General features: G+C 73.2%; 17 protein-coding genes. 10 read left to right on the plus strand and 7 right to left on the minus strand.

The features are described from left to right. Nucleotides 1–17: 17 nt before the first annotated feature. From ABCQ75_RS00320 to ABCQ75_RS00330, 3 genes are read right to left on the minus strand one after another with little or no spacing between them, the layout of a single operon-like run. Nucleotides 18–1670 (minus strand): LCP family protein, encoded by a 1653-nt coding sequence (locus ABCQ75_RS00320; RefSeq protein ID WP_345882383.1) that lies wholly within the window; start codon nucleotides 1668–1670, stop codon nucleotides 18–20. Between the two features lie 17 nt (nucleotides 1671–1687). Continuing rightward, nucleotides 1688–2245 (minus strand): 5-(carboxyamino)imidazole ribonucleotide mutase, encoded by a 558-nt coding sequence (gene purE / locus ABCQ75_RS00325; RefSeq protein WP_345882384.1) that lies wholly within the window; start codon nucleotides 2243–2245, stop codon nucleotides 1688–1690. Then, nucleotides 2242–3405 carry a 5-(carboxyamino)imidazole ribonucleotide synthase gene (locus tag ABCQ75_RS00330; protein ID WP_345882910.1) on the minus strand — a complete coding sequence of 388 codons (1164 nt, stop codon included), beginning with the start codon at nucleotides 3403–3405 and terminating at the stop codon, nucleotides 2242–2244. Before ABCQ75_RS00330 ends, purE begins: the two co-directional genes overlap by 4 nt. Before the next feature lie 182 nt (nucleotides 3406–3587). Here ABCQ75_RS00330 and ABCQ75_RS00335 point away from each other — a divergent pair, with 182 nt between their 5' ends. Continuing rightward, nucleotides 3588–4175: a GtrA family protein gene (locus tag ABCQ75_RS00335; protein WP_345882385.1), complete on the plus strand. Its 588-nt coding sequence runs from the start codon at nucleotides 3588–3590 to the stop codon at nucleotides 4173–4175. 3 nt (nucleotides 4176–4178) lie between these two features. On the opposite strand, the gene ABCQ75_RS00340 is transcribed toward ABCQ75_RS00335, so the two are convergent. Continuing rightward, nucleotides 4179–4925, minus strand: coding sequence for a TIGR03089 family protein (locus tag ABCQ75_RS00340; RefSeq protein WP_345882386.1), 747 nt, complete (start codon nucleotides 4923–4925; stop codon nucleotides 4179–4181). 407 nt (nucleotides 4926–5332) lie between these two features. On the opposite strand from ABCQ75_RS00340, the gene ABCQ75_RS00345 reads away from it, so the two are divergent. Genes ABCQ75_RS00345 through ABCQ75_RS00355 form a run of 3 tightly spaced genes read left to right on the plus strand, consistent with a single transcriptional unit; the run spans nucleotide 5333 to nucleotide 10924 of the window. After that, nucleotides 5333–5893 carry a WhiB family transcriptional regulator gene (locus ABCQ75_RS00345; RefSeq protein WP_345882387.1) on the plus strand — a complete coding sequence of 187 codons (561 nt, stop codon included), beginning with the start codon at nucleotides 5333–5335 and terminating at the stop codon, nucleotides 5891–5893. Between the two features lie 11 nt (nucleotides 5894–5904). Continuing rightward, entirely contained in the window at nucleotides 5905–9297 is a 3393-nt protein-coding gene (locus ABCQ75_RS00350) for a glycosyltransferase (protein WP_345882389.1), read from the plus strand. Further along, nucleotides 9278–10924, plus strand: a complete 1647-nt coding sequence (locus ABCQ75_RS00355) for a DUF5719 family protein (protein ID WP_345882390.1) — start codon at nucleotides 9278–9280, stop codon at nucleotides 10922–10924. The genes ABCQ75_RS00350 and ABCQ75_RS00355 overlap by 20 nt, the downstream gene beginning before the upstream one ends. Before the next feature lie 42 nt (nucleotides 10925–10966). Here ABCQ75_RS00355 and ABCQ75_RS00360 read toward each other — a convergent pair whose 3' ends face one another. Further along, on the minus strand, nucleotides 10967–11281 hold the full coding sequence (locus tag ABCQ75_RS00360) for a metallopeptidase family protein (protein ID WP_345882391.1): 315 nt from the start codon (nucleotides 11279–11281) through the stop codon (nucleotides 10967–10969). Between the two features lie 392 nt (nucleotides 11282–11673). On the opposite strand from ABCQ75_RS00360, the gene ABCQ75_RS00365 reads away from it, so the two are divergent. The 5 genes from ABCQ75_RS00365 to ABCQ75_RS00385 all read left to right on the plus strand — a co-directional run bounded on the left by ABCQ75_RS00365 (nucleotide 11674) and on the right by ABCQ75_RS00385 (nucleotide 16359). Beyond that, nucleotides 11674–12057, plus strand: coding sequence for a DUF3499 domain-containing protein (locus tag ABCQ75_RS00365; protein ID WP_345882392.1), 384 nt, complete (start codon nucleotides 11674–11676; stop codon nucleotides 12055–12057). Between the two features lie 75 nt (nucleotides 12058–12132). Continuing rightward, on the plus strand, nucleotides 12133–12336 hold the full coding sequence (locus ABCQ75_RS00370; protein WP_345882393.1) for a Trm112 family protein: 204 nt from the start codon (nucleotides 12133–12135) through the stop codon (nucleotides 12334–12336). Continuing rightward, nucleotides 12333–13808 carry an adenosylhomocysteinase gene (gene ahcY, locus ABCQ75_RS00375; protein WP_345882394.1) on the plus strand — a complete coding sequence of 492 codons (1476 nt, stop codon included), beginning with the start codon at nucleotides 12333–12335 and terminating at the stop codon, nucleotides 13806–13808. The genes ABCQ75_RS00370 and ahcY overlap by 4 nt, the downstream gene beginning before the upstream one ends. A 145-nt stretch (nucleotides 13809–13953) precedes the next feature. Continuing rightward, nucleotides 13954–15186, plus strand: a complete 1233-nt coding sequence (locus tag ABCQ75_RS00380) for a L,D-transpeptidase (RefSeq protein WP_345882395.1) — start codon at nucleotides 13954–13956, stop codon at nucleotides 15184–15186. Between the two features lie 393 nt (nucleotides 15187–15579). Then, complete coding sequence (locus ABCQ75_RS00385) at nucleotides 15580–16359, plus strand: TIGR01906 family membrane protein (RefSeq protein ID WP_345882396.1); 780 nt, start codon at nucleotides 15580–15582, stop codon at nucleotides 16357–16359. Here the strand turns inward: ABCQ75_RS00385 and ABCQ75_RS00390 are convergent. Then, entirely contained in the window at nucleotides 16356–17609 is a 1254-nt protein-coding gene (locus ABCQ75_RS00390; RefSeq protein ID WP_345882397.1) for an AMP-binding protein, read from the minus strand. The two genes, ABCQ75_RS00385 and ABCQ75_RS00390, sit on opposite strands and share 4 nt — an antisense overlap. Nucleotides 17610–17616: 7 nt before the next feature. Continuing rightward, on the minus strand, nucleotides 17617–19269 hold the full coding sequence (locus tag ABCQ75_RS00395) for a dolichyl-phosphate-mannose--protein mannosyltransferase (protein WP_345882399.1): 1653 nt from the start codon (nucleotides 19267–19269) through the stop codon (nucleotides 17617–17619). Nucleotides 19270–19370: 101 nt separating this feature from the next. Here ABCQ75_RS00395 and rsmI point away from each other — a divergent pair, with 101 nt between their 5' ends. Beyond that, the gene (gene rsmI, locus ABCQ75_RS00400) at nucleotides 19371–20252 is read left to right on the plus strand and encodes a 16S rRNA (cytidine(1402)-2'-O)-methyltransferase (RefSeq protein ID WP_345882401.1); all 882 of its coding nucleotides are present in this window, start codon (nucleotides 19371–19373) and stop codon (nucleotides 20250–20252) included. The last annotated feature ends 68 nt before the right edge of the window (nucleotides 20253–20320 follow it).

Consider the following 20320-nt stretch of genomic DNA (forward strand, 5'->3'; position numbering starts at 1 on the left):
CGCTGTTCCAGGCGGTGTCAGAGGGGCGTGCATTCGCCGTTGCCGGCGACGATCGCCGTCAGGAGCTCGTTCTGCCCGGTGCTGAAGAGGTGGTCCAGCCGCTCCGCGGTGACGGGCACGCCGTCGGGGCCGACCTCGTTGTAGGGCCCGGCCGGCACGGGGACGGCACCCGCGCGGGCAGCAGCCACCGGGAGGGACGGGATCAGGGCGGGGGCTGCGAGCCCGACGCCGCCGGAGTGGCCCGAGACGCCCCCGGCCGTCGTCGTCGTGCGCGCGCCGGAGGCCGAGCCCTTGGGATCGTCCGCCGAGCCCGAACTCGCGGCGATGACCTCGTCGACCTTCGCGTGGATGGCGTCGAAGTCGGGGTATGTCGGGAAGGAGGCATCGAAGTCCGGCGGGCCCACGACCATGCGGCCCACGGGCTCGCCCTTGCCCTTGAGCGCGAGGTCGACGAAGCTGCCGAGCTGGCCCGAGGAGATGTTGGACTCCACGACCTTGGTGCCGGCCTCTGCGATGTCCTGGAACTTGGTCAGGACGGCCGTGGGATTGAGCTGGTTGATCATGGCCTGCTGGATGCACTGCTGGCGGGCGATCCGGTCGTAGTCGCTCGCGAACTCCCGGCTGCGGCCGTACCACAGGGCGTGGTAGCCGTCGAGGCGCTGTTCCCCGGGAGCGATCCAGCCCTTGGGCTGCGCATGGCCGCCGTAGTCGTCGAGCGACTCTCCGCTGATGGGGACCCAGCCGCCGGCCTTGACCCGGACGCCTCCGAGCGCGTCGATGAGCTGCTCGAACCCGCCCATGTCCACGATCACGTAGGCCTGGATGGTGAGCCCGAGCGTGCCTGAGACCGCCTCCATGGTCGCGTGCGCGCCGGGGTCGTCCACACCGGGGTAGAGGTCCCGGTGGTCCGAGTTGACCTCGGTGTTGATCGCGTTGATGAGGCACTCGTTGCCGCAGTTGTAGCCCTCCGGGTACACCTGCCGCATCGGGGAGCCCTCGGCGAACTGCGCGTTCTGGAGGTTGCGGGGGATCGAGATGAGCGCCGTGCGGCCGCTCTCCGCGTCCACGCTGACCACCGAGAGGCTGTCCGGTCGGCGTCCCACCCTGTCCTCGCCCGCGTCCCCGCCCATGACGAGGAAGTTGTACCGGCCGTCCACCGGCTCGATGGCGGGGCCGCCGCCGAAGATGCTGCCGATCGCCGAGCGGCCCACGCCGATGAGGTAGGCGGCATAGGCGAGGCTCCCGCTCGTGGCCACCATGGCGAGGACGAGCGCGATGACGACGACGGGCCGCATCCGCTTCTCGAGGAGGGGCACCCGGATGAGCCGGAGGGTGTCGATGAAGAGCACCGCCCAGCCGATCGCGAGCGCCGTGAGCACCGCGACGAGGACGAGCGAGAGCACAGGGTGGGTCACCGCGGTGAGCGCAGCGCCGCGGTTCACGAGGGCGACGACGATGGCGAGGCCGAGCAGGGCCCAGGCCGCCACGGTCACGGCGAGCGCCCGGCGCCCGAGGCGCCGGTTCCCGGCCATGAGCTGGGCGCTGCCGGGGACGAGCACTGTGAGCGCGAGCAGGGTGAAGGCCCGCTTGGTGAGATGGGCGGGGGACGCGCCCTCGGGGTGGCGGAGCGGGTCGGTGTGCTGGATGCGGCCGGGGCTTCGGAGGGCCATGCTCTGTCCGCCCGGCCCTAGCGGGCGCCCCGCGGCGGGATGTTGCCGGAGGCGAAGACCTCCGCGGCCTTCGCGCGGAGGGACTCGCCCTTGCGTGCGGCCGTGGCGTTGAGCTCGTCTGCGAACCCGGCCAGCTCCGAGGCGAGGCGCTCGCCGAGCGCGTCCGGTGAGGACGCGAGGATGCGGACGGCCAGGAGCCCGGCGTTGCGCGCACCTCCGATCGACACGGTCGCGACGGGGACGCCCGCCGGCATCTGGACGATCGAGAGCAGCGAGTCCATGCCGTCGAGGGTCTTGAGGGGGACCGGGACGCCGATCACGGGAAGCGTGGTCACCGAGGCCAGCATGCCCGGGAGGTGCGCCGCGCCGCCGGCGCCCGCGATGATGGCGCGCAGCCCGCGCTCCCTCGCACCCTTGCCGTAGGCGATCATCTCCTGGGGCATGCGGTGGGCAGAGACGACGTCCGCCTCGAAGGGGATGCCGAACTCCGCGAGGGCGTCCGCCGCGGCCTCCATGACGGGCCAGTCCGAGTCCGAGCCCATGACGAGGCCGACGAGGGGGGCGGGCGTGCTCATGCATTCTCCTGGGTGGTGGCGGGGACGGCAGTGGGCGGCGCCGGGTGATCGGCGGACGCCCCGTCGCGGATGATCGCAGCGACGCGCGAGGCGCGGGCGCGGAGGTCCTCGGGGGACGAGCCCGGCCCGCCCACGAGGTTGACGTGGCCGATCTTGCGGCCGGGGCGGACGCCCTTGCCGTAGCTGTGGACCTTTGCCGCGGGATCGGCAGCGAGGGCCGCCGGGAACGCGCTGAAGAGGTCCTGGTTCGCGCCGCCGAGGTAGTTCTTCATGACCGCCCAGTCGCCGAGGACGTCGGTCGCGCCCAGGGGCAGGCCCAGGACCGCGCGCAGGTGCTGCTCGAACTGGCTCGTGACCGAGCCGTCCTGTGTCCAGTGGCCCGTGTTGTGGGGTCGCATGGCGAGCTCGTTGATGAGGAAGCCCGGCCCGCGGCCCGGCGTCTCGAAGAGCTCCGCCGCCATGACGCCCGTGACCCCGAGTCTCTCGGCGATCTCCAGGGCGGCTGACTGCGCGGCGCGGGCGACCTCGGGGGCCAGGCCCGGTGCGGGGGCGACGACCTCGTCGCACACCCCGTCGACCTGAACGGTGTGGACCACAGGCCAGGCCCGCATCTCGCCGCCGGGCGTGCGGGCCACGAGGGCGGAGAGCTCGCGCGAGAAGCCGACCATTTCCTCTGCGAGCAGTGGAGACATGGTGCCGAACCAGTCGATGCACTCCTCGGCGTCGGCCGCCGAGCGGAGCACGCGCACTCCCTTGCCGTCGTAGCCGCCGCGGGGGGTCTTGAGCACGATCGGCCAGCCGGTGGCGTCCCCGAACGCGATGAGGTCCTCGACATGGTGCACCGCCGCCCACCGTGGGTTCGGCAGGCCGAGCCCGTCGATCGCAGCGCGCATGCGCAGCTTGTCCTGGGCGTGGACCAGGGCGTCGGGGCCGGGCTGGACGTTGACGCCATCGGCGATGAGGGCCCGCAGGTGCTCGGTGGGGACGTGCTCGTGGTCGAACGTGAGGACGTCGACGCCGTGGGCGAACCCGCGCAGGTCCTCGAGGCTGCGGTAGTCCCCGACCGGGGCGTGGCGGACGGAGGGGACGGCAGAGACGTCGTCGGACTCGGCTAGGACACGCAGCTCGAGGCCGAGGGCGGTGGCAGCGGGGGCCATCATGCGGGCCAGCTGGCCGCCGCCGACCACGCCAATCACAGGGAAACTCACCAGCCCAGCCTACCCAACCTGCGTCAGACCCAAGAGTCCGCCGAGGCTGCGGCGGTACAATTCACACGCCCCGCACGTCGCCACGCCCGTCCGGCACCGTCGGCGGGGCGCCACACCACCATCAGCGGAGGATCATGATCAGCACCATCTCCGAGCGCCTGCGCGGCCTCGTCTCGCTCTTCTGGCGCGAGGTCGCCAAGTTCGGAACGGTCGGCGGGATCGCGTTCGTGATCGACTCCGCCGTCTTCATCTGGCTGCTCAACGGCCCGCTCCACAGCGGCGAGGTCTGGGCCAAGTCGATCGCGACGGTCGTGGCGAGCATCTTCTCGTGGGTCGCCAACCGCTACTGGACCTTCCGCCACCGCAAGCAGGCGAACGCGCTGCGGGAGGCCGTCATGTTCGCCATCATGAACGGGATCGGCCTGCTCATCGCCGCCGGATGCGTCGGCTTCACGAAGTACATCCTCGGCATGACGGACAAGGTGTCGATCTTCGTGGCCGGGTCGATCGTCGGCCTCGTGCTCGGCACCATCTTCCGCTTCTTCGCCTACCGCTTCTGGGTGTTCAACGAGGAGCTCGACGCCGAGCCCGGCTACGAGGACGACCACGAGATCTTCGAGGTGCACGAGCACCGCCAGGGACCGGGCCCGCAGCGCGCGGAGTCCGCGTCCGGCCCGGGCCAGCCGGCCCCCGAGCACGGCCCCGACGTCCCGGGCGCCTGAGCGTCAGCCGGCGTCCGGGTGGGCGCCGGCGTCCGCGCCGGTGACCTGCTCCGTCGCGAGGAGGTGGTCGGTGACCTCGACTGCCGGGTGCACGAGCACCGCCGAGCCGTCCGCCGCCCACGCGCCCAGGAGGCCCGCGAGCACCTGGGGCAGGCTTCCGTCCGCGCCCACGAGCACCCGTGCGCGGGCGGGCGCGCCGCTTGCGAAGCCGGACATGAGCGCGCTCTGCGTGTAGGAGCTTCCTGCCGTGCGCAGCGCCTCGTCCGAGCCGAGCGGGGGATCGAAGGGCTCGTAGGAGTCGGCGAACTGCCGCACGAGCGCCGCATAGTCGAGGGTGCCGGCAGGCAGGGGTCCCGGGAAGGACATCGCCAGGGCGGGCAGGGCCACTGCCACCTGCGTGCCTGTCCCTGCCGGCGTCTGTGCCTGCGTCCCGGCGCCGGCTCCAGCATCTGGCGCCGCCGTGAAGACGAGGTCCGCATCGCCGTCGTCCACCACGACCGCCCCGGCCTGCCAGGCCGCGAGCGCCAGCACGGCGCTCTTCCAGTGCCCGGGCAGGTCGATCCGCACGCGGGTCCCGCGCTCGGCGTCGAGCTCCTCGGTGAGGAAGTTGGACGTCTTGGCCACCCAGTTGTCGAGGACGCGGCCCGAGAGCTCCACCCGTTCGCCGTCCGGGCCGTACCACGTTAGCCGGGGAGAGGCCGAGTTGCCGGCGCGCAGCTGGTGCAGGAGGTCGAGGATCGTCGATGCCATGCCCCCATTGTTCACCTCGCCGGGTCGCATGGGCAGGTTCCCAGCGGATTCCCAGATTACCTTGATGTGATTTTCCGCGTCATGGTCTGGGTACATCACCCTCGGATCCGGCGAGAGCACACCGCGCGCATCGCTGGTCCGGTCCACAGGCGCACGCGCTCCGTGCCGCCGGTCGGTCCGCCCCGAGGCGTGTTGACTTGGCATCTTGAGCGCAGGATTCGTAGAATCCGCGCTCACCGCTTGACGGGCACGAGTTACACGCGTGTAATTAGGACCGGACAGTAACTGCGCCGGAGTCCATCGGATGAACCTCATCCGATGGACTGGGGGACCGGCACCCGGGGGCAACTCCTGGCGCTGGTCACCTGCCGGTATGGGGGCAGGACTACGACCAGAGGAGGAGCACCGTGGGACAGGCGGAGCGTATCCAGTACACGTTCGAAACAGCTGTGGCAGGGCAGGCGTCGGAGAGCTTCCGATCGCGCGGGATTCCCGCGGATTGGTATGTGGACCCAGCCGATCCAGAGGCCCAGGGTAAGTACCAGATCCAGAGCGTCGCCACTCTCGAGGACGCGGCCACCGCCTTCCTCGCGGCACACGACGAAGACGACGACGAGGCGGACGGCCTCGACGAGATGCCGGCCGACGAGGCCGTGGAGCGGGCGCTTGCCCTGCTCGCAAGCCCCGAGGAGCACACTCCGCGCCCGATCATGCTGGACCTCGTCCAGCCGGGGGAGCCCGAAGAGGGCGAGCTCGCCTGGCAGGCAGAGGCCCTGTGCGCCCAGACCGACCCCGAGGCGTTCTTCCCCGAGAAGGGCGGTTCGACCCGGGACGCCAAGAAGGTCTGCGGCTCCTGCACGGTCCGTGCCCAGTGCCTCGAGTACGCGCTCGCCAATGACGAGCGCTTCGGCATCTGGGGCGGCCTGTCCGAGCGCGAGCGGCGCCGGCTGCGCAAGCGGGCGGTCTGACCCTGGAGTCCGTGAACGTCACCGCGGTCGTCGTCGCGCACGACGGCGCCCCGCACCTCCGCACGACCCTCGCCGCGCTCGCGGCCCAGACCCGCCCAGCCGACGCCGTCGTCGGGGTGGACGCGGGATCCCGCGACGGGGCGGCCGAGGTCCTGCGCGAGCGCCTCGGCAGCGCGAACGTCACCGCCGCCCGGACGCCCGGCGGCTTCGGCGGCGCCGTGCGGCGGGCGGTGGAGGCGCTCGTTCCCGCAGGGCAGGGCGCGGAGCACGAATGGCTCTGGCTCCTGGCCGACGACTCCGCGCCCGCGCCCGATGCGCTCGCCGAGCTCCTCGCGGCTGTCGAGCGAGCGCCGAGCGTGGCGGTCGCCGGCTGCAAGCAGCTCGACGCCGACGAGCCCCGGCGTCTCCTCGACGTCGGGCTCTCGGTGAGCCGCTGGGCCGAGCGGCTAGCGCTCATCGACATCGACGAGCAGGACCAGGGCCAGCACGATGCGCGGAGCGACGTCTTCGCCGTGAACTCGGCGGGCATGCTCGTGCGGCGGGACGTGTGGGAGCAGCTGGGCGGATTCGACCCCGCGCTCCCTGCCTCCGGTGACGACATCGACCTGTGCTGGCGCGCGAGGCTCGCGGGGCACCGCGTCGTCGTCGTCCCATCGGCGCGCCTCTACCGGGTGGATCGCCCCGAGGCCGCCGGCGCCGCCTTCGCCGCCCGGCGCGCAGAGGTCTACTCGCGCCTCAAGCACGCCCCATGGTGGCAGCTGCCCTTCCAGGCGGTCGGCGCACTGCTCGGGGGGCTCTGGCAGCTCCTCGCGGGAATCGTGCTCAAAGAGCCCGGCCTCGGCATGGCCCGCCTCGGCGCGAGCCTTGCCGGCCTCGGCGCCCTGGGGCACCTCGTCCGCGGGCGGCGGCGCGCGGCGAGGACGCGGAAGGTGTCCCGCTCGGTGCCGCTCGCCCTCACCACGTCGCGCTCCGAGATCTGGGCGCACCGCCGCGCCCTCCTCGAGTCGACGGCCGCGGAGACGGACTCGGTGATCGGAGACGGAACCGGCAGCGCCGAGGGGATGAGCGAGCCCACGGGGGACTCGCAGCACGACTTCGCGGCCCTCGCGGTCGCCGCCCGCGGCTGGGCAGGGACCGGCGCCCTCGTGGTCGCCGGCGTGGCCCTGCTCGCCTCGGCCCTCGCATTCCTTCCGCTCCTGGGCGCCGACGCGGCCTCGGGGGGCGCCCTCCTGCCGGTCTCGCCGGACCTCTCGGACATCGTCGCGAACGCCACCGCCTGGTGGGCCCAGATCGGGGCCGGCGAGCCCGGCCACGGCGACCCTTTCGATGCCGTGCTCGTCCTTCTCGGCGCCCTCGGCCTCGGCGAGACGAACCGGGCTGTCGTCATCGCGCTCCTCATCGCAGCTCCCGCGGCGGCCATCGGCGCGTGGGCCTTCGCGGCCGCGTTCACCGGCCACCGCGCTCCGAGGGTCCTCGCCGCGCTCGTCTGGGCGTCCGCCCCGGCCCTCCTCTCGGCTCTCGCCGAGGGCCGTCTCGGCGCCGCGGTGGCGCACGCTGCCCTTCCGTGGGCTGCGCTCGGGATGCTCCGTGCCGTCGGCGGCGCACGCGTCCGCGGCACCCTCGGGGCGCACCACGTCCCCCGCCCCGGCTCGGGCGGCACCCCCTCGTGGACGGCAGCCGCTGCCGGGGGGCTCGCGCTCGCCGTCGCAACGGCCGGCTCCCCGTCCCTGCTGGTCCTCGCGGCCGTCCTCGTGGCCGCGGCCTCCCTCGCGCTGCGGGCTCGCGCTCGCACGCTGTGGTGGTCGCTCGTCCCGTCCGCCGCGCTCGCGCTCCCGGTGTGGACGGCCGCGCCCGAGGACCCGCGGGCATGGATCACCGATCCTGGGCTCCCGCTCCCGTACGGGGCGCCGGAGCCCTGGCAGCTCGTGCTGGGCCAGCCGAGCTGGTTCGAGCCGGGGGCACCGCTCGCGGGCCTCGCGTCGCTTCCCGCAGGTGTGCCCTGGTCGCTCGTCGCCGCGCTCGCGCTCGGGGTCCCGGTGCTCGCCGCAGCCGCGGCGGCAGCCGTGCTCCTGACCGGGCGCCGCGGTGCCGCGGCACGCTCGTTCCTTGCCGCCGCCGTCGTCTCCTTCGCCTTCGCGTGGGGCATCTCGCGCCTCCCCACGGCCGTCGCGGGCGACTCGCTCGCGGCCCCCTTCGCCGGACCGGCCGTGGGAGCCGGTGTCCTCGCGCTCCTCGCTGCGGGCGCGCTCGGGGCGGACAGGCTCCTCGAATACCGCCGGGAGGCGGCCGCGCGCCCCTCCTCCGGGGACGCCCGGCCGCGGCTCGGCACCGCTGCGACTGCCGTCGCAGCGGTGCTCGTGGCCCTCGGTCCCGTCGCCGCGCTCGCGCACTGGGGAGCAGCCGGCCTCATGCCGGCCGCCCCGGTCGCCGGCGCGCTGGGCCCCGAGGTCCTCGTCTCCCCCGCACGCGAGCGCACGCTGCCCGCCACCGCCTCCGACCTCGGCGAGGGACTGCAGCAGACGCGCACCCTCGTCCTGCGCAGCACGGACGCCGGCGGCTTCAGCGCGGCGCTCATGCGCGGCGGCGGCACAACCGCAGACGCCCTGTCCGCCACCGCCGCTGCGAGCGGCGTGGTCGGCCCCTGGGGCTCGGAGCGGGTCGCGGACGACGACGGCGCTGACGCCGCCGTCCGCGAGGCGGTCGCCACGATCGCCGCAGCCCAGGGAGTCGACCCGGGGGAACGGCTCGAGCAGCTGGCGGTGGGCTTCGTGGTCCTCCAGGAGCGCAACGGCGCCGATGCGTCCACGGCCGCCCGGATCGATGCGGTCCCCGGCCTCGTCGCTGTGGGCCGCACCGAGGCCGGCTGGCTGTGGCGCGTCACTCCCCGGTCGGGCACGGCGGCGGACGGCCTCGCCATCGCGCACCGTGCCCGCATCGTGGATGCCGCCGGGGCCACCGTGGCCTTCGTGCCCTCCGGGCCCCAGCGCGTCTCGTCCTACGTGCCTGCCGGCACTGAGGGGCGCCGCCTCGTGCTGGCCGAGAGGACTGCGCCCGGCTGGTCTGCGACTCTCGACGGCCGACCGCTCAAGGCGTCACCGAGCGGATGGGCCCAGGGGTTCGTGCTCCCCGCCGCGGGCGGACACCTCGACGTGCGCTACGACCACCCGGCCGCCGTGCCGCTCGCGGTGCTCGCGGCCGCGGTCTTCGGGGTGACGCTCCTGCTCTCGGTCCCGGCCCGGGCGAGGCGCCACGCCACCGGGACCGGCCTGGGCCCCCGGCCTCCCCGGCCGGGGGCCGGACCGACCAGCGCCGAGCGCAGCGCCATGCCGAGACCAGGGCGCGCAGTGCCCCCCGTTTCCGAGGACCAGGAGAAGGAGGCACGCCGTGACGAAGCCCGCGTCTGAGCATCCGAAGGGCTCCCGCGAGGCGCGCACAGGCCGTTCCGGGACGGACGGATCGAGCGTCGGAGCGCGCCGGCGCGCCCGAGCAGCAGCCGCTGCGACCGTCGGAGGGCTCATCGTGCTCATCGGCGGCGGTCTCGCGGCCGCAGGGTCTGCGCTCCCGGTCCCGGCGTCGCTCACGGACTCGGGGCCCCGGATGGCGGAGGTCCCGGCAGGGGACACAGTGAGGGCCTGCCGCGGCCCCGCGCAGCTCCTCAAGGGCACGCCCGTGGACGGCGATGCCGAGTTCAGCCCGGACAGCACGATTGCCGCGAGCTCCGTGACCGGAGCGGTCCTCTCGGGACCCACCGGGACTGTCCCGCCGCTCGAGCTCGCCGCCCCGGAAGGCCAGGCCATCCGCTCCGTGCCCGGATCCAAGGCACCCGCCGGCTCGGCGAGCCAGCCCCGGGCATCGGTGGTCGCCGGCCAGCGGGCCACCGGCCCGCTGGCCTTCACGGCGCGCGCCGAGGGGGAGACCGCCCCGTCCGCGGGCGCCTTCATGGCCTTCTCCGCCGGAGACGGCGACCTCGTGGGGCTCGCGGCGGCGGCGTGCACTGCGCCCGCCAACGACCAGTGGATCGTCGGCGCCTCGACCCTCGTCGGCCGCACCTCGGTGCTCACCCTGACCAACTCCAGCACCACACCCGCGACCGTGAGCCTCGAGTTCTACGGCGACGAGGTGCTTGCCCAGGCCCCGCCAGGCAGCCGCGGCCTCCAGGTCAAGCCGGGCGGGTCGACCTCGCTCGTCCTCTCCGCGTTCGTGCCCGACCAGAGGAACCTCTCGGTGCGGGTGCGCAGCACGGGCGGCCCCGTGGCCGCGTCGGTCCAGCAGTCGACCCTCCGGGGCCTCGTCCCGGGCGGGGTGGAGTTCCTCACGCCGGCCGCCGCCCCCGCCCCGAGCCAGACTGTCACGGGCCTCGAGCTGCAGGACCCGGGCGCCGTGCGCAGGCTCGCCGCCGAGCCCGGGTTCGAGGACGCCGCCCCCGCCGTCCAGCTGACCGTCCCGGGTGCGGTGGACGCGGTTGTGCAGCTGAAGGTGTACGGAAGGAGCGGGCCGGTGCCGCTGCCCGGCGGCGGCGTGGTGACGGCGAAGGCCGGCACTGTCACCGAGGTCCCGCTGGCCGGTCTGCCGGCCGGGACGTACAGCGTCTCGGCGACCGCGGATGTGTCGTTCACGGCCGGGGCCCGCGTCCCCCGGGGGACAGACGGCACGAAGGTCCTCGACTTCACCGCCCCAGGCGCGGCCGTCCGGCTGGGCGACAGCCACGTGGTGCCCGTGGGCCGCGACGGCACGCGGGCCCTCGTCTTCGGAGTCCCCGAGGGGCGGGCAGCCATCCGTGCGGTCCCGGTCACCGAGGACGGCCGCAGGCATGCGCCTGTCTCCCTCGACGTCGAGGGAGGCACGACGGCGGTCCTCGAGGCTGCGGAGGAGGCTGGCGGTTCTCCCGTGGTCGCCTATGTCGTGGACGCTTCGGGGGACCCGGCCTTCGGCACGTTCGTCCTGATCGGGCGGGGGACCTCGATGGCGGAGGCGGCGTTCGTGCCGCCTGCGGCCGGGACCCCGGCCCTGCCTGTCAGCCTCGGCTACTGACCACTGCCCCGGCTGCCGGGATGCCCGGGCTGCCGAAAGGCCTCAGTGCAGCCCGCGGTAGTACGGGTCGAGGGTCTCGGGGGCGACGTTGAGCATGAGCGCCGTGTACTCCACCACCACGTCGTGGACCAGCTCCTGGGCCTCGGCCGGGCTTCCGGCGGCCGTCTCGACGACCCTCCGGTAGACGGTGATGCGGGGCGCGCGGCCGCGTCCGCCGGGCGTGTACCGGCCCTGTGCTGGACGGCCGCCCTCGCGGAGCAGCCGCTCGAGGCCGGGCGGGATCTCCTCGACTGCGTACTCCACGCCGTCGAGCTCCGAGCCCCGCAGCTCCTGCAGGCGGTCGGCTGCATCGAACACCCAGTCCTCGAACCGTTCCGCACGGGTCCGGCTTGCCGGGAGGACAGAGGGGAGGATCTCGCCGCGGAGGCCGCGGCCGTGCCGATCGCGGCGCCGCGATCGGAAGCTGCGGCGTCCTCGGCCCGCGCCAGTTCCCGCGGGCCCTGCGCCCGCCTCCGGAACTGACCGGACGGTGAGGCTGTGCCCCGGCCCGGGTCCCGGTGAAGGCTCCGGCGACGGGGGGAACGGACGATCCTGCATGTATCGACTGTAGTCTCCTCCGGCACGGCGGGCGAGCCAGGTTCCGCGTCGGGCATCCGGGGACGGACGTGCGCTCCGGACCGCGGCGCGCGGGCGGCGGTGGCGTGCCCAATGTCCCGTCCGGCGTCCACGGCGCGGTAGTGTGCTGTGCCGTGGGCCCACTACGCCAATGTTCTCGATCTGCCTGCCGCCTGGCCGCGGTGGCCACACTCACGTACGTCTACGCTGACTCCACCGCCGTGCTCGGCCCGCTCGCGACCTTCGCGGAGCCCCACAGCTACGACCTCTGCGCGATGCACGCCGAGCGGCTCACCGTGCCGCGCGGGTGGGAGGTCCTGCGGCTCGCCGTGCCGGCCCAGCCGCCGGCCAGCGCGGACGACCTCCTCGCCATCGCAGAGGCCCTCCGCGACCCGGAGCCCAAGCCCGAGCAGGCCGAGCAGGCCCCCGAGCGCACTGCCCGCCCCCCGCTCGAGGCACCTCCGGGCACGGAGCTCCTCTCCCGCCGCCACCTGCGCCTCCTGCGCGAGCCGTTCTAAGCCTGCCCCCTCATCCCGCCGCGCACGGGCGACCGGCTCGCTCCTGCCGCTGGACGCGGCTGTAGGCTAGTGCCCATGCCGAATCTCAGCCCCTCGCTGCTTGCAGTGCTCCGGTGCCCGCAGACGGGATCCGCCCTCGTCCAGAAGGGCGATGCCCTCGTCGCCACCGCGGTCGGCGCGGACGGTTCCGTGCCCGAGTACGCGATTGAGGACGGCATCCCCGTCCTGCTGGTCCCCGAGCACACGACCGATTCCCGCACCGTCCAGGAGCACGCATGACCCTCGAGTACAAGGTTGCCGACATCTCCCTCCACGAGGCAGGCCGGCACCAGATCCGCCTGGCCGAGCACGAGATGCCGGGGCTCATGGCCCTGCGCGAGGAGTACGGCCCGTCCCAGCCGCTCAAGGGCGCGCGGATCGCAGGGTCCCTCCACATGACGGTCCAGACCGCGGTCCTCATCGAGACCCTTGCCGCACTCGGCGCCGAGGTCCGCTGGGCCTCGTGCAACATCTTCTCGACCCAGGACGAGGCGGCCGCGGCCGTCGTCGTCGGATCCGGCACGGCCGAGGAGCCCAACGGCATCCCGGTCTTCGCATGGAAGGGCGAGACGCTCGACGAGTACTGGTGGACGGCCGAGCAGATCCTCACCTGGCCCGGCGCTGCGGAAGACCCTTCGCTCGGCCCGAACATGATCCTGGACGACGGCGGGGATGCGACCCTGCTCGTGCACAAGGGCGCCGAGTTCGAGGCCGCGGGAGCGGTCCCGCAGGCATCCGAGGACGACCCCGAGGAGTACCGCATCATCCTCGACGTCCTGCGGGCGGGCCAGGCGCGTGACCCGAAGAAATGGACGAGGATCGCCGCCGGGATCAAGGGTGTCTCCGAGGAGACCACCACTGGCGTCCTCCGCCTCTACCAGCTCGCCGAGCAGGGCAGTCTGCTGTTCCCGGCGATCAACGTCAATGACGCCGTGACCAAGTCGAAGTTCGACAACAAGTACGGCATCCGCCACTCGCTCCCCGATGGGATCAACCGCGCCACCGACGTCCTCATCGGCGGCAAGGTCGCGGTGGTCTGCGGCTACGGTGACGTGGGCAAGGGCGCCGCGGAGGCACTGCGGGGCCAGGGCGCGCGCGTCATCGTCACCGAGATCGACCCCATCTGCGCGCTCCAGGCGGCGATGGACGGCTACCAGGTCTCGCGCCTCGAGAGCGTCGTCGGGGTCGGGGACATCTTCATCACCACGACCGGCGGCAAGGACATCATCATGGCCTCGCACATGGCCCAGATGAAGGACAAGGCCATCGTCGGCAATGTCGGCCACTTCGACAACGAGATCGATATGGCCGGGCTCGCGAAGGTCCCGGGCATCGGCAAGGTGGAGATCAAGCCTCAGGTGCACGAGTGGGTGTTCCCTGCGGCAGGCGACGGCTCCACCGCCGAGCACTCGGTCATCGTCCTCTCGGAGGGCAGGCTCCTGAACCTCGGGAACGCCACAGGCCACCCCTCGTTCGTGATGAGCAACTCGTTCACCAACCAGACGATCGCCCAGATCGAGCTCTGGACGAAGCGCGAGCAGGGCGAGTATGCCAACCAGGTCTACGTCCTGCCGAAGATCCTCGACGAGAAGGTGGCGCGCCTGCACCTGGATGCGCTCGGCGTGGAGCTGAGCGAGCTGACCAAGGAGCAGGCGGAGTACCTCGGGATCGACGCCGCAGGACCGTACAAGTCTGACCAGTACCGGTACTGAACCCCCTGCCGGAAACGGGCGCGCGCGCCGGAATCGTCTCCCGACCGTGGTCGGGACGTGACCGGGGCGCGCGCCGGCCTGCCGTACCCTTGATGGAGGATTTGCCCGCCCTGGAGGCGAGGCGCGCGAGAGACGGGGGACAGCCATGGGTGACCGGACGGGGATGGGCCGAGGGGCGAAGATCGGGCTCGCATCCCTGCTCGTCGTCGGTGTGCTCGGGGGTGCGGCAGGAGTGGCCACATCACCCACCTGGGCGCGCCCCGCACCGACGTCGGAGGCCGCGAGCCCGGTGCGCTCGGAGCCCGGCCTCGTCGTCCCGGTCGTCAAGCCGCTCGAGCTCGGCGTCACCCCCACGGACGGCGCTGCCGAGGTCAACCCCGCCGTGATCCCGCAGGTCAAGGCCATCAACGGCACGGTGGTCTGGGTCCGCCTTGCCGACTCTGCGGGCGCCGTGGTGCCGGGCGAGACGAGCGCCGACGGCACGACGTGGACGGCCACCGAGCCGCTCGCCTTCAACACGGCGTACACCTACGAGTTCACGCTCGCCGACGGTGCAGGGCGCGAGACCGCGAAGAAGCAGTCGTTCCACACCGTGACGACCGCGAACGAGGCCGACGCGGCCGTGTTCCCGGAGAACGGCTCCACGGTCGGGACGGGCCAGCCGATCCAGATCACCTTCAGCGAGCCCGTGCTGAACAAGGCCGAGGTCGAGAAGGCGGTCAAGATCACCTCGACGTCCAAGCAGGCCGTCAAGTGGCACTGGTACAGCGACCGGATGGTGCGCATCCGCCCCAAGGCCTTCTGGGCGCCCAACTCCACCGTGCGCATCTCCCTCAAGCTCTTCGGCGTGGAGTTCGGCAACGGCATGGTGGGCAACTTCAACGCCGACGTGAGCTTCAAGACCGGTCCCACGCGGCTCGCGGTGGTCGATGACCGGACCAAGACCATGAAGGTGTACATCAACGGCGCCCACGTCAAGACATTCCCAGTCACGCTCGGGGAGCCCGACTGGCTCTCGCCCACGGGCTACGCGCCCATCATGGAGCAGCAGCGCCGCTCGAAGTTCAACGCCGGCAGCATCGGCCTCAAGCCCGGCGACAAGGGCTACTACCCGCCTCTGACGGTCGAACACGCGAACCGGCTCACCACCTCGGGCGTGTACGTGCACCAGGCGCTGCCGTCCGCGTACTCCTCCGTGGGCGTCCGCAACGTCTCGCACGGGTGCGTCGGGCTCCTCCCCGCGGACGCGGCCTGGTTCTTCAACACGTTCAAGCCCGGAGACGTCGTCCAGACCCTCAACACGGGCGCCCCCGCTGTCGAGCCGCTTGAGGGCTGGGGCGACTGGAACATGGACTGGAACACCTACGCCAAGCGGTGACGGCGCCAGCGGTGCCGGCGGGTACAGTGCCATAACGCTTCAGTCACACCCGGCTCCATGGTCAGGGGCCACTCCGGCCAGCCGGTACGGTTGGAGCAGACCATGCTTGCAGAAGGCCCCCCGGGCCGTGAGTGGACGGTGGCAGTGTTGACCGACAGACGAACCGGACAGGACCCGCAGACGGGCCCCGACGACTCCCCAGCCGGGGGTGGTCCCGCTGGCGAGCGCCTGCGCCGAGGCGGCGGAGTGGGCCGGCATGCGGCCTCGGGTGCCCGCAACGGGGCGGCGGCAGATCCGCCTGCAGGCGGACTCACCGACGGCCCCTCTGGGGGCCTTGGCGGCCCGGCCGGCGCCCCAGACCACGAACTGCCGGCGCACACGAGTGCACTCAACATGCGGCCTCCGGCGGAGGACGTGGAGCGTCGCCGCGCCGAGCGTGAGGCTGCCGCGCGGGCCAAACCCGTGGCACCGCGCGTGACGCAGGTGTTCATGGCGATGCTGCTGCCGTTCCTCATCCTCATCGGGGCCGTCCGTGCCGTCGCGAGCCCGGTGTTCCTGTGGGCGGAGTACTTCCGCCCCGGCTTCCCCGGAGACGGGTACGGCTTCTCGTCGGAGGACCGGCTCACCTACGGCTCGTATGCCGTGGACTACCTCGCCAACTTCGCCTCCCCCCGCTATCTGGGGGACCTCGTGCTCGCCAGCGGCGAGAAGCTCTTCAGCGAGCGGGAGGTGGCGCACATGGCGGACGTCAAGCTCGTGGTCCTCTCGGCCTACGGCGCCGGGGCGGCCCTCCTGGTCTTCTTCGTGGTGGTCTACCTCGCGATCCGGCGCACGCGGGGGGCGTTCGCCCGCGGGCTGTTCGCGGGATCGCTCGTGACGGTCTTCCTCGTGGTCGCCCTCGCCGTGCTCGGCCTGCTGGGCTGGCAGCAGTTCTTCACGGAGTTCCACCGCATCTTCTTCGCGGACGGCACGTGGACCTTCAGTCTCGAGGACACGCTCATCCGGCTGTTCCCCGGCCAGTTCTGGATCGACGCGGCCCTCGCGATCGCCGTCCTGACCTTCGTGACCGCTGTTCTCATCGCCGTCTTCACGTGGCCCCGGCGCGTCCGCGAGGACGACGGCGGCACTGCCCTCGAGGAGAGCGGTTCGGACGAGGCGGGGCCCGCTGCCTAGCTTTCCGCTGCCTGGCGGTCTGCGAGCCCGAGGACGCTCAGGAAGCCCTCGTCATCGAGCAGGCCGAGGCGACTGGCTTCGAGCACCTCGATGCCCGCACCGCGGAAGAAGTGGATGAGCCCCGGGTCCAGGCTCCCGGGCCCGGAGACGACCGTGGCCAGTGACCCGCCGAACCCGGCCCTGAGGGCCCGGTAGACGAGGCGGTCGAACACCGCATGGCGGGCCCGGAGCCTCCGTCCGGGTCCCTCGCCGTGGCCCGCCGCAGCGGCGGCCAGTGCGGCCGAATACTCCCGCGCCGTGTCCGCGGCACGTTCGAAGACGGCCCCGCGGACGCCCTCGCCGGCGCGCGCCCGGGCCGTGGCGTAGCCCGTCTCGAGGACCCGTGGGACCGCGAGGAGGAACGTGGGGCGGAAGGCTGCGAGGTCCGCTGCGCGCTCCTGGGCGCGGCAGTGGCCGATGACGGCTCCGCCAGCCACGCAGGTGATCTGGACCGTGCGGGCGAGGAGCTGGTCAAGCGGGAGGAACAGGAGGGTCCTCGCACCGGCGCCCACGACGTCAGGCAGGAGGGCGGCGAGGTTGAGCGCGCCCCCCGTGAGGCGGCCATGGGTGACCTCGTGGGGGCCGCCCGCCCTCTCGGCGCCGGTCGGGTACACGAGCGTTGCCGCGGAATCCGCCCGGGCAGCGGAGCGGTGCCGTTCGAGCTCGGCATCCGAGACCCCGAGCCCGGGGCCGGCGAGGCTGCGCAGGGTGGCGCCCTCGGCGTCGTCGTCCATGAGGGTGACTGGCAGCCAGCCGTCGCCGAGAGCGGGCGCCGCCGCCACCGCCTCGTCGACAGCCCGAGCGAGGCTGGCGTCCTCGACGAACACGCGGCGCACCCGCGCATCGGAGAGGACGGCGGTGATCTGCTCGGGGGGCGCGCTCGGATCCAGGGGGACGGTGACACCGCCGGCGAACCACACCGCGAAGTCTGCCAGCGCCCACGCATAGCTCGAGGCGGACATGATGGCGATGCGGTCGCCCGGCCCGGTCCCGGCGGCGATGAGCCCTCTCGCGAGCGCCCGGACCTCGTCGAGGAAGTCTGCTGCACCCACGTCCGTCCAGCCCTGGGCTGTAGGGCGGGCGAAGAGCGGCGCGTCCGGGGCGGCAGCGGCCCTCTCGAGCAGGAGCGTCGCCGTGCAGTCAGGCCGCGTCCCGACCGAGGCCGGGGTCGAGGCCTCACGGCGCAGGGCGTTCGGGGTGGCCGGTGTCATGGGCTCCTCACGTCCAGCTGGGCATCCACAGGCGTAGCCGCCATTCCAGATAGGGGATGGGCTCCGCGGTCCAGAGGGGCACGAGGTAGGCCGAGACCGCCAGTGCCGCGAGAACGAACACTCCGACGGCGAGGAAGCCTCCCTGCCGCCGCCACGCGGGGGCCCCGGGCCGCCCGAGGAGGAGCCCGAGGGCCAGGGTGAGCGCGAGCACGAGGTACGGCTCGAACGCGACCGAGTAGAACGCGAACATCGTGCGGTCCGGGAACGAGAACCAGGGCAGGTACCCGGCGGCGACCCCGGCCAGGACGGCTCCCGCGCGCCAGTCCCGCCGCCCGGCCCAGAGCAGCAGCACCACACCCAGGGCAAGGGTCCCTGCCCACCAGATGAGCGGGTTGCCCACCGCCAGGACCGCGGAGGAGCAGTGGTCCGTCCCGCACGCCCCGGAGGGCTCCGTGTAGTAGAAGGACGTGGGCCGCCCCTGCACGAGCCAGCTCCACGGGCTCGCGGCATAGGGGTGCGGAGAGGACAGGCCGCTGTGGAAGCGATAGGCCTCCGAATGGTAGTGCCACAGCGAGCGCAGGGCTTCGGGCACCCACGCCCATGCCGGGTCAGGATGCTCCGCGGCCCAGGTGCGGAAGTAGCCCTCCCCGGACGCGAACCACCCCCACCACGTCGCCGTGTAGACGGCCGCCCCGACAGCCACGATCGAGGCGAAGGCCAGGGGGGCATCGCGCACGACGGCGGCGGGCAGCCATGCGCGGATCCCGGCCGTGCGTCGCGCGCTGGCGTCCCAGAGCACCGTGAGCAGGCCGAATGCCGCCACGAAGGCGAGGGCCGACCACTTCACGCCCACGGCGAGGCCGAGGCACACCCCGGCCGCGATGCGCCACCACCGCACGCCGAGCCACGGACCGAGCACGAGGGCGCTGGGCGCGAGGCGGCCGTCCGGGGAGGCGAGGCCGCCGAGGCGGGCGGCCAGCCGGCGTCGTCCGTCCACGCGGTCAGCGAGGAGCGCGCAGAACGCCGCGAGGACCCAGAACGAGAGGAACACGTCCAGGATGCCGGTGCGGGAGAGCACGAGGTGGTGGCCGTCCACCGCCAGGAGCAGGCCCGCGGCAGCGGCGAGCGTGTGCGAGCGGAAGAGCGACCGGGCCGCCCACGCGGTGAGCATGACGGAGAGCGTGCCCACGAGCGCGGCCGTGAACCGCCACCCGAACGGGTCCCCGGGACCGAAGAGTGCCAGCCCCAGCGCGATCATCCATTTCCCGACCGGGGGGTGGACCACGTACTCCGGGGTGGCGAGGAGTCCGCTCATGTCCCCGCGCACGAACAGCTCGTTGGCCTTCTCCGCCCAGTTCCGCTCGACCCCGGAGACAAGGTAGGAGTAGGCGTCCTTGACGTAGTAGGTCTCGTCGAAGACGAGCGCGTGCGGGCGGCCCAGGTCCGTGAACCGGAGCACGGCCGCCACGAGCCCCACCGCGAGGGGGACGGCCCACACGAGCACCCGCTCGGCCCGGGGAAGGGCCCGCCGGGGGACCATGCCGCCCAGGAGCCGCTCCCTCAGCGCATCCGGGGTCTGGGAGCCAGACGGCGGGACGAGCCACGTGCGCGGCGAGTTCCACCCGGCTCTCTGCGCGCGGGTCTGCGTGGGAGTGCTCATCCCGGCCCATGCTACCTGCGCTGCTCCCTCCCGCCCTGCGCCGATCCCGCCCCGGGCCGCTCCCTCCGTCCCGTCCTGTGCCGCTCGCGTAGGCTTGGCGCGTGCACCAGCCTGGAGAACCCCTGACCGAGCCCGCCGTAGAACGCGGGGGGACGGGCGCCGTCGTGCTCGCGGCAACGCCGATCGGGAACCTCGGCGACGCGAGCCGCCGTCTCGTGGAGCTCCTCGCGGAGGCGGACGTCGTCGCGGCGGAGGACACGCGCCGCCTCCAGCGGCTCGTCCAGGGGCTCGGGGTGCGCCCGAAGGGGCGGGTCGTGAGCTACCACGAGCACAACGAGGCCGCGAAGACGCCCGAACTGCTCGAGGATGTGCGCGCCGGTCGGACGGTGCTCCTCGTGACGGACGCCGGCATGCCCGCGGTCTCCGACCCGGGGTACCGCCTCGTGGAGGCCGCCGTGGCCCAGGGGCTCACCGTGACGGCGGTGCCGGGGCCGTCCGCCGTGCTCACAGCGCTCGCGCTCTCGGGCCTGCCCACGGACCGCTTCTGCTTCGAGGGCTTCCTGCCCCGCAAGGCCGGGGAGCGCGCCCAGCGGCTCGCCGAGCTCCGTGACGAGCGCCGGACCATGGTGTTCTTCGAGGCGCCGCACAGGCTGGGCGCCATGCTCGCGGCGGTGGCCGCAGCGTTCGGCGACGACCGCCGACTCGCGGTGTGCCGGGAGCTGACAAAGGCCTACGAGGAAGTGCTGCGCGGGAGCGCGGGCGAGCTGGCGGCCTGGTCCGCGGCGAACGAGCCGCGCGGTGAGATCGCCGTCGTGGTCGAGGGCGCAGCCGAGGCGGCGCCGGCACGCGTCGAAGACCTTGTGGAGGGAGTCGAGGCGCTCGTGTCCGCGGGGACCCGCCTCAAGGAGGCTGTCGCGCTCGTCGCCGAGGAGGCAGGCGCGAGCAAGCGGGAGCTCTACGCCGCTGTGCTCGCGGCCCGCTGACGGGTCGGGACGGCGCGTCGAAGCCCCGGGATTCCGCGGAAGCCCCCTGTGCACCTGCACAGTACGGT

Origin of the sequence: Sinomonas halotolerans (assembly GCF_039615075.1) — a bacterium.
GTDB classification, from domain to species: Bacteria; Actinomycetota; Actinomycetes; order Actinomycetales; family Micrococcaceae; genus Sinomonas; species Sinomonas halotolerans.

Excerpts from the sequence above, each read along its gene's own strand:
- ABCQ75_RS00320 (WP_345882383.1), bottom strand. The coding sequence starts at position 1,670 with ATGGCCCTCCGAAGCCCCGGCCGCATCCAGCACACCGACCCGCTCCGC.
- purE (WP_345882384.1), bottom strand. The coding sequence starts at position 2,245 with ATGAGCACGCCCGCCCCCCTCGTCGGCCTCGTCATGGGCTCGGACTCG.
- ABCQ75_RS00330 (WP_345882910.1), bottom strand. The coding sequence starts at position 3,405 with ATGATGGCCCCCGCTGCCACCGCCCTCGGCCTCGAGCTGCGTGTCCTA.
- ABCQ75_RS00335 (WP_345882385.1), top strand. The coding sequence starts at position 3,588 with ATGATCAGCACCATCTCCGAGCGCCTGCGCGGCCTCGTCTCGCTCTTC.
- ABCQ75_RS00340 (WP_345882386.1), bottom strand. The coding sequence starts at position 4,925 with ATGGCATCGACGATCCTCGACCTCCTGCACCAGCTGCGCGCCGGCAAC.
- ABCQ75_RS00370 (WP_345882393.1), top strand. The coding sequence starts at position 12,133 with ATGCCGAATCTCAGCCCCTCGCTGCTTGCAGTGCTCCGGTGCCCGCAG.
- ahcY (WP_345882394.1), top strand. The coding sequence starts at position 12,333 with ATGACCCTCGAGTACAAGGTTGCCGACATCTCCCTCCACGAGGCAGGC.
- ABCQ75_RS00380 (WP_345882395.1), top strand. The coding sequence starts at position 13,954 with ATGGGTGACCGGACGGGGATGGGCCGAGGGGCGAAGATCGGGCTCGCA.
- ABCQ75_RS00385 (WP_345882396.1), top strand. The coding sequence starts at position 15,580 with ATGCGGCCTCCGGCGGAGGACGTGGAGCGTCGCCGCGCCGAGCGTGAG.
- ABCQ75_RS00390 (WP_345882397.1), bottom strand. The coding sequence starts at position 17,609 with ATGACACCGGCCACCCCGAACGCCCTGCGCCGTGAGGCCTCGACCCCG.
- ABCQ75_RS00395 (WP_345882399.1), bottom strand. The coding sequence starts at position 19,269 with ATGAGCACTCCCACGCAGACCCGCGCGCAGAGAGCCGGGTGGAACTCG.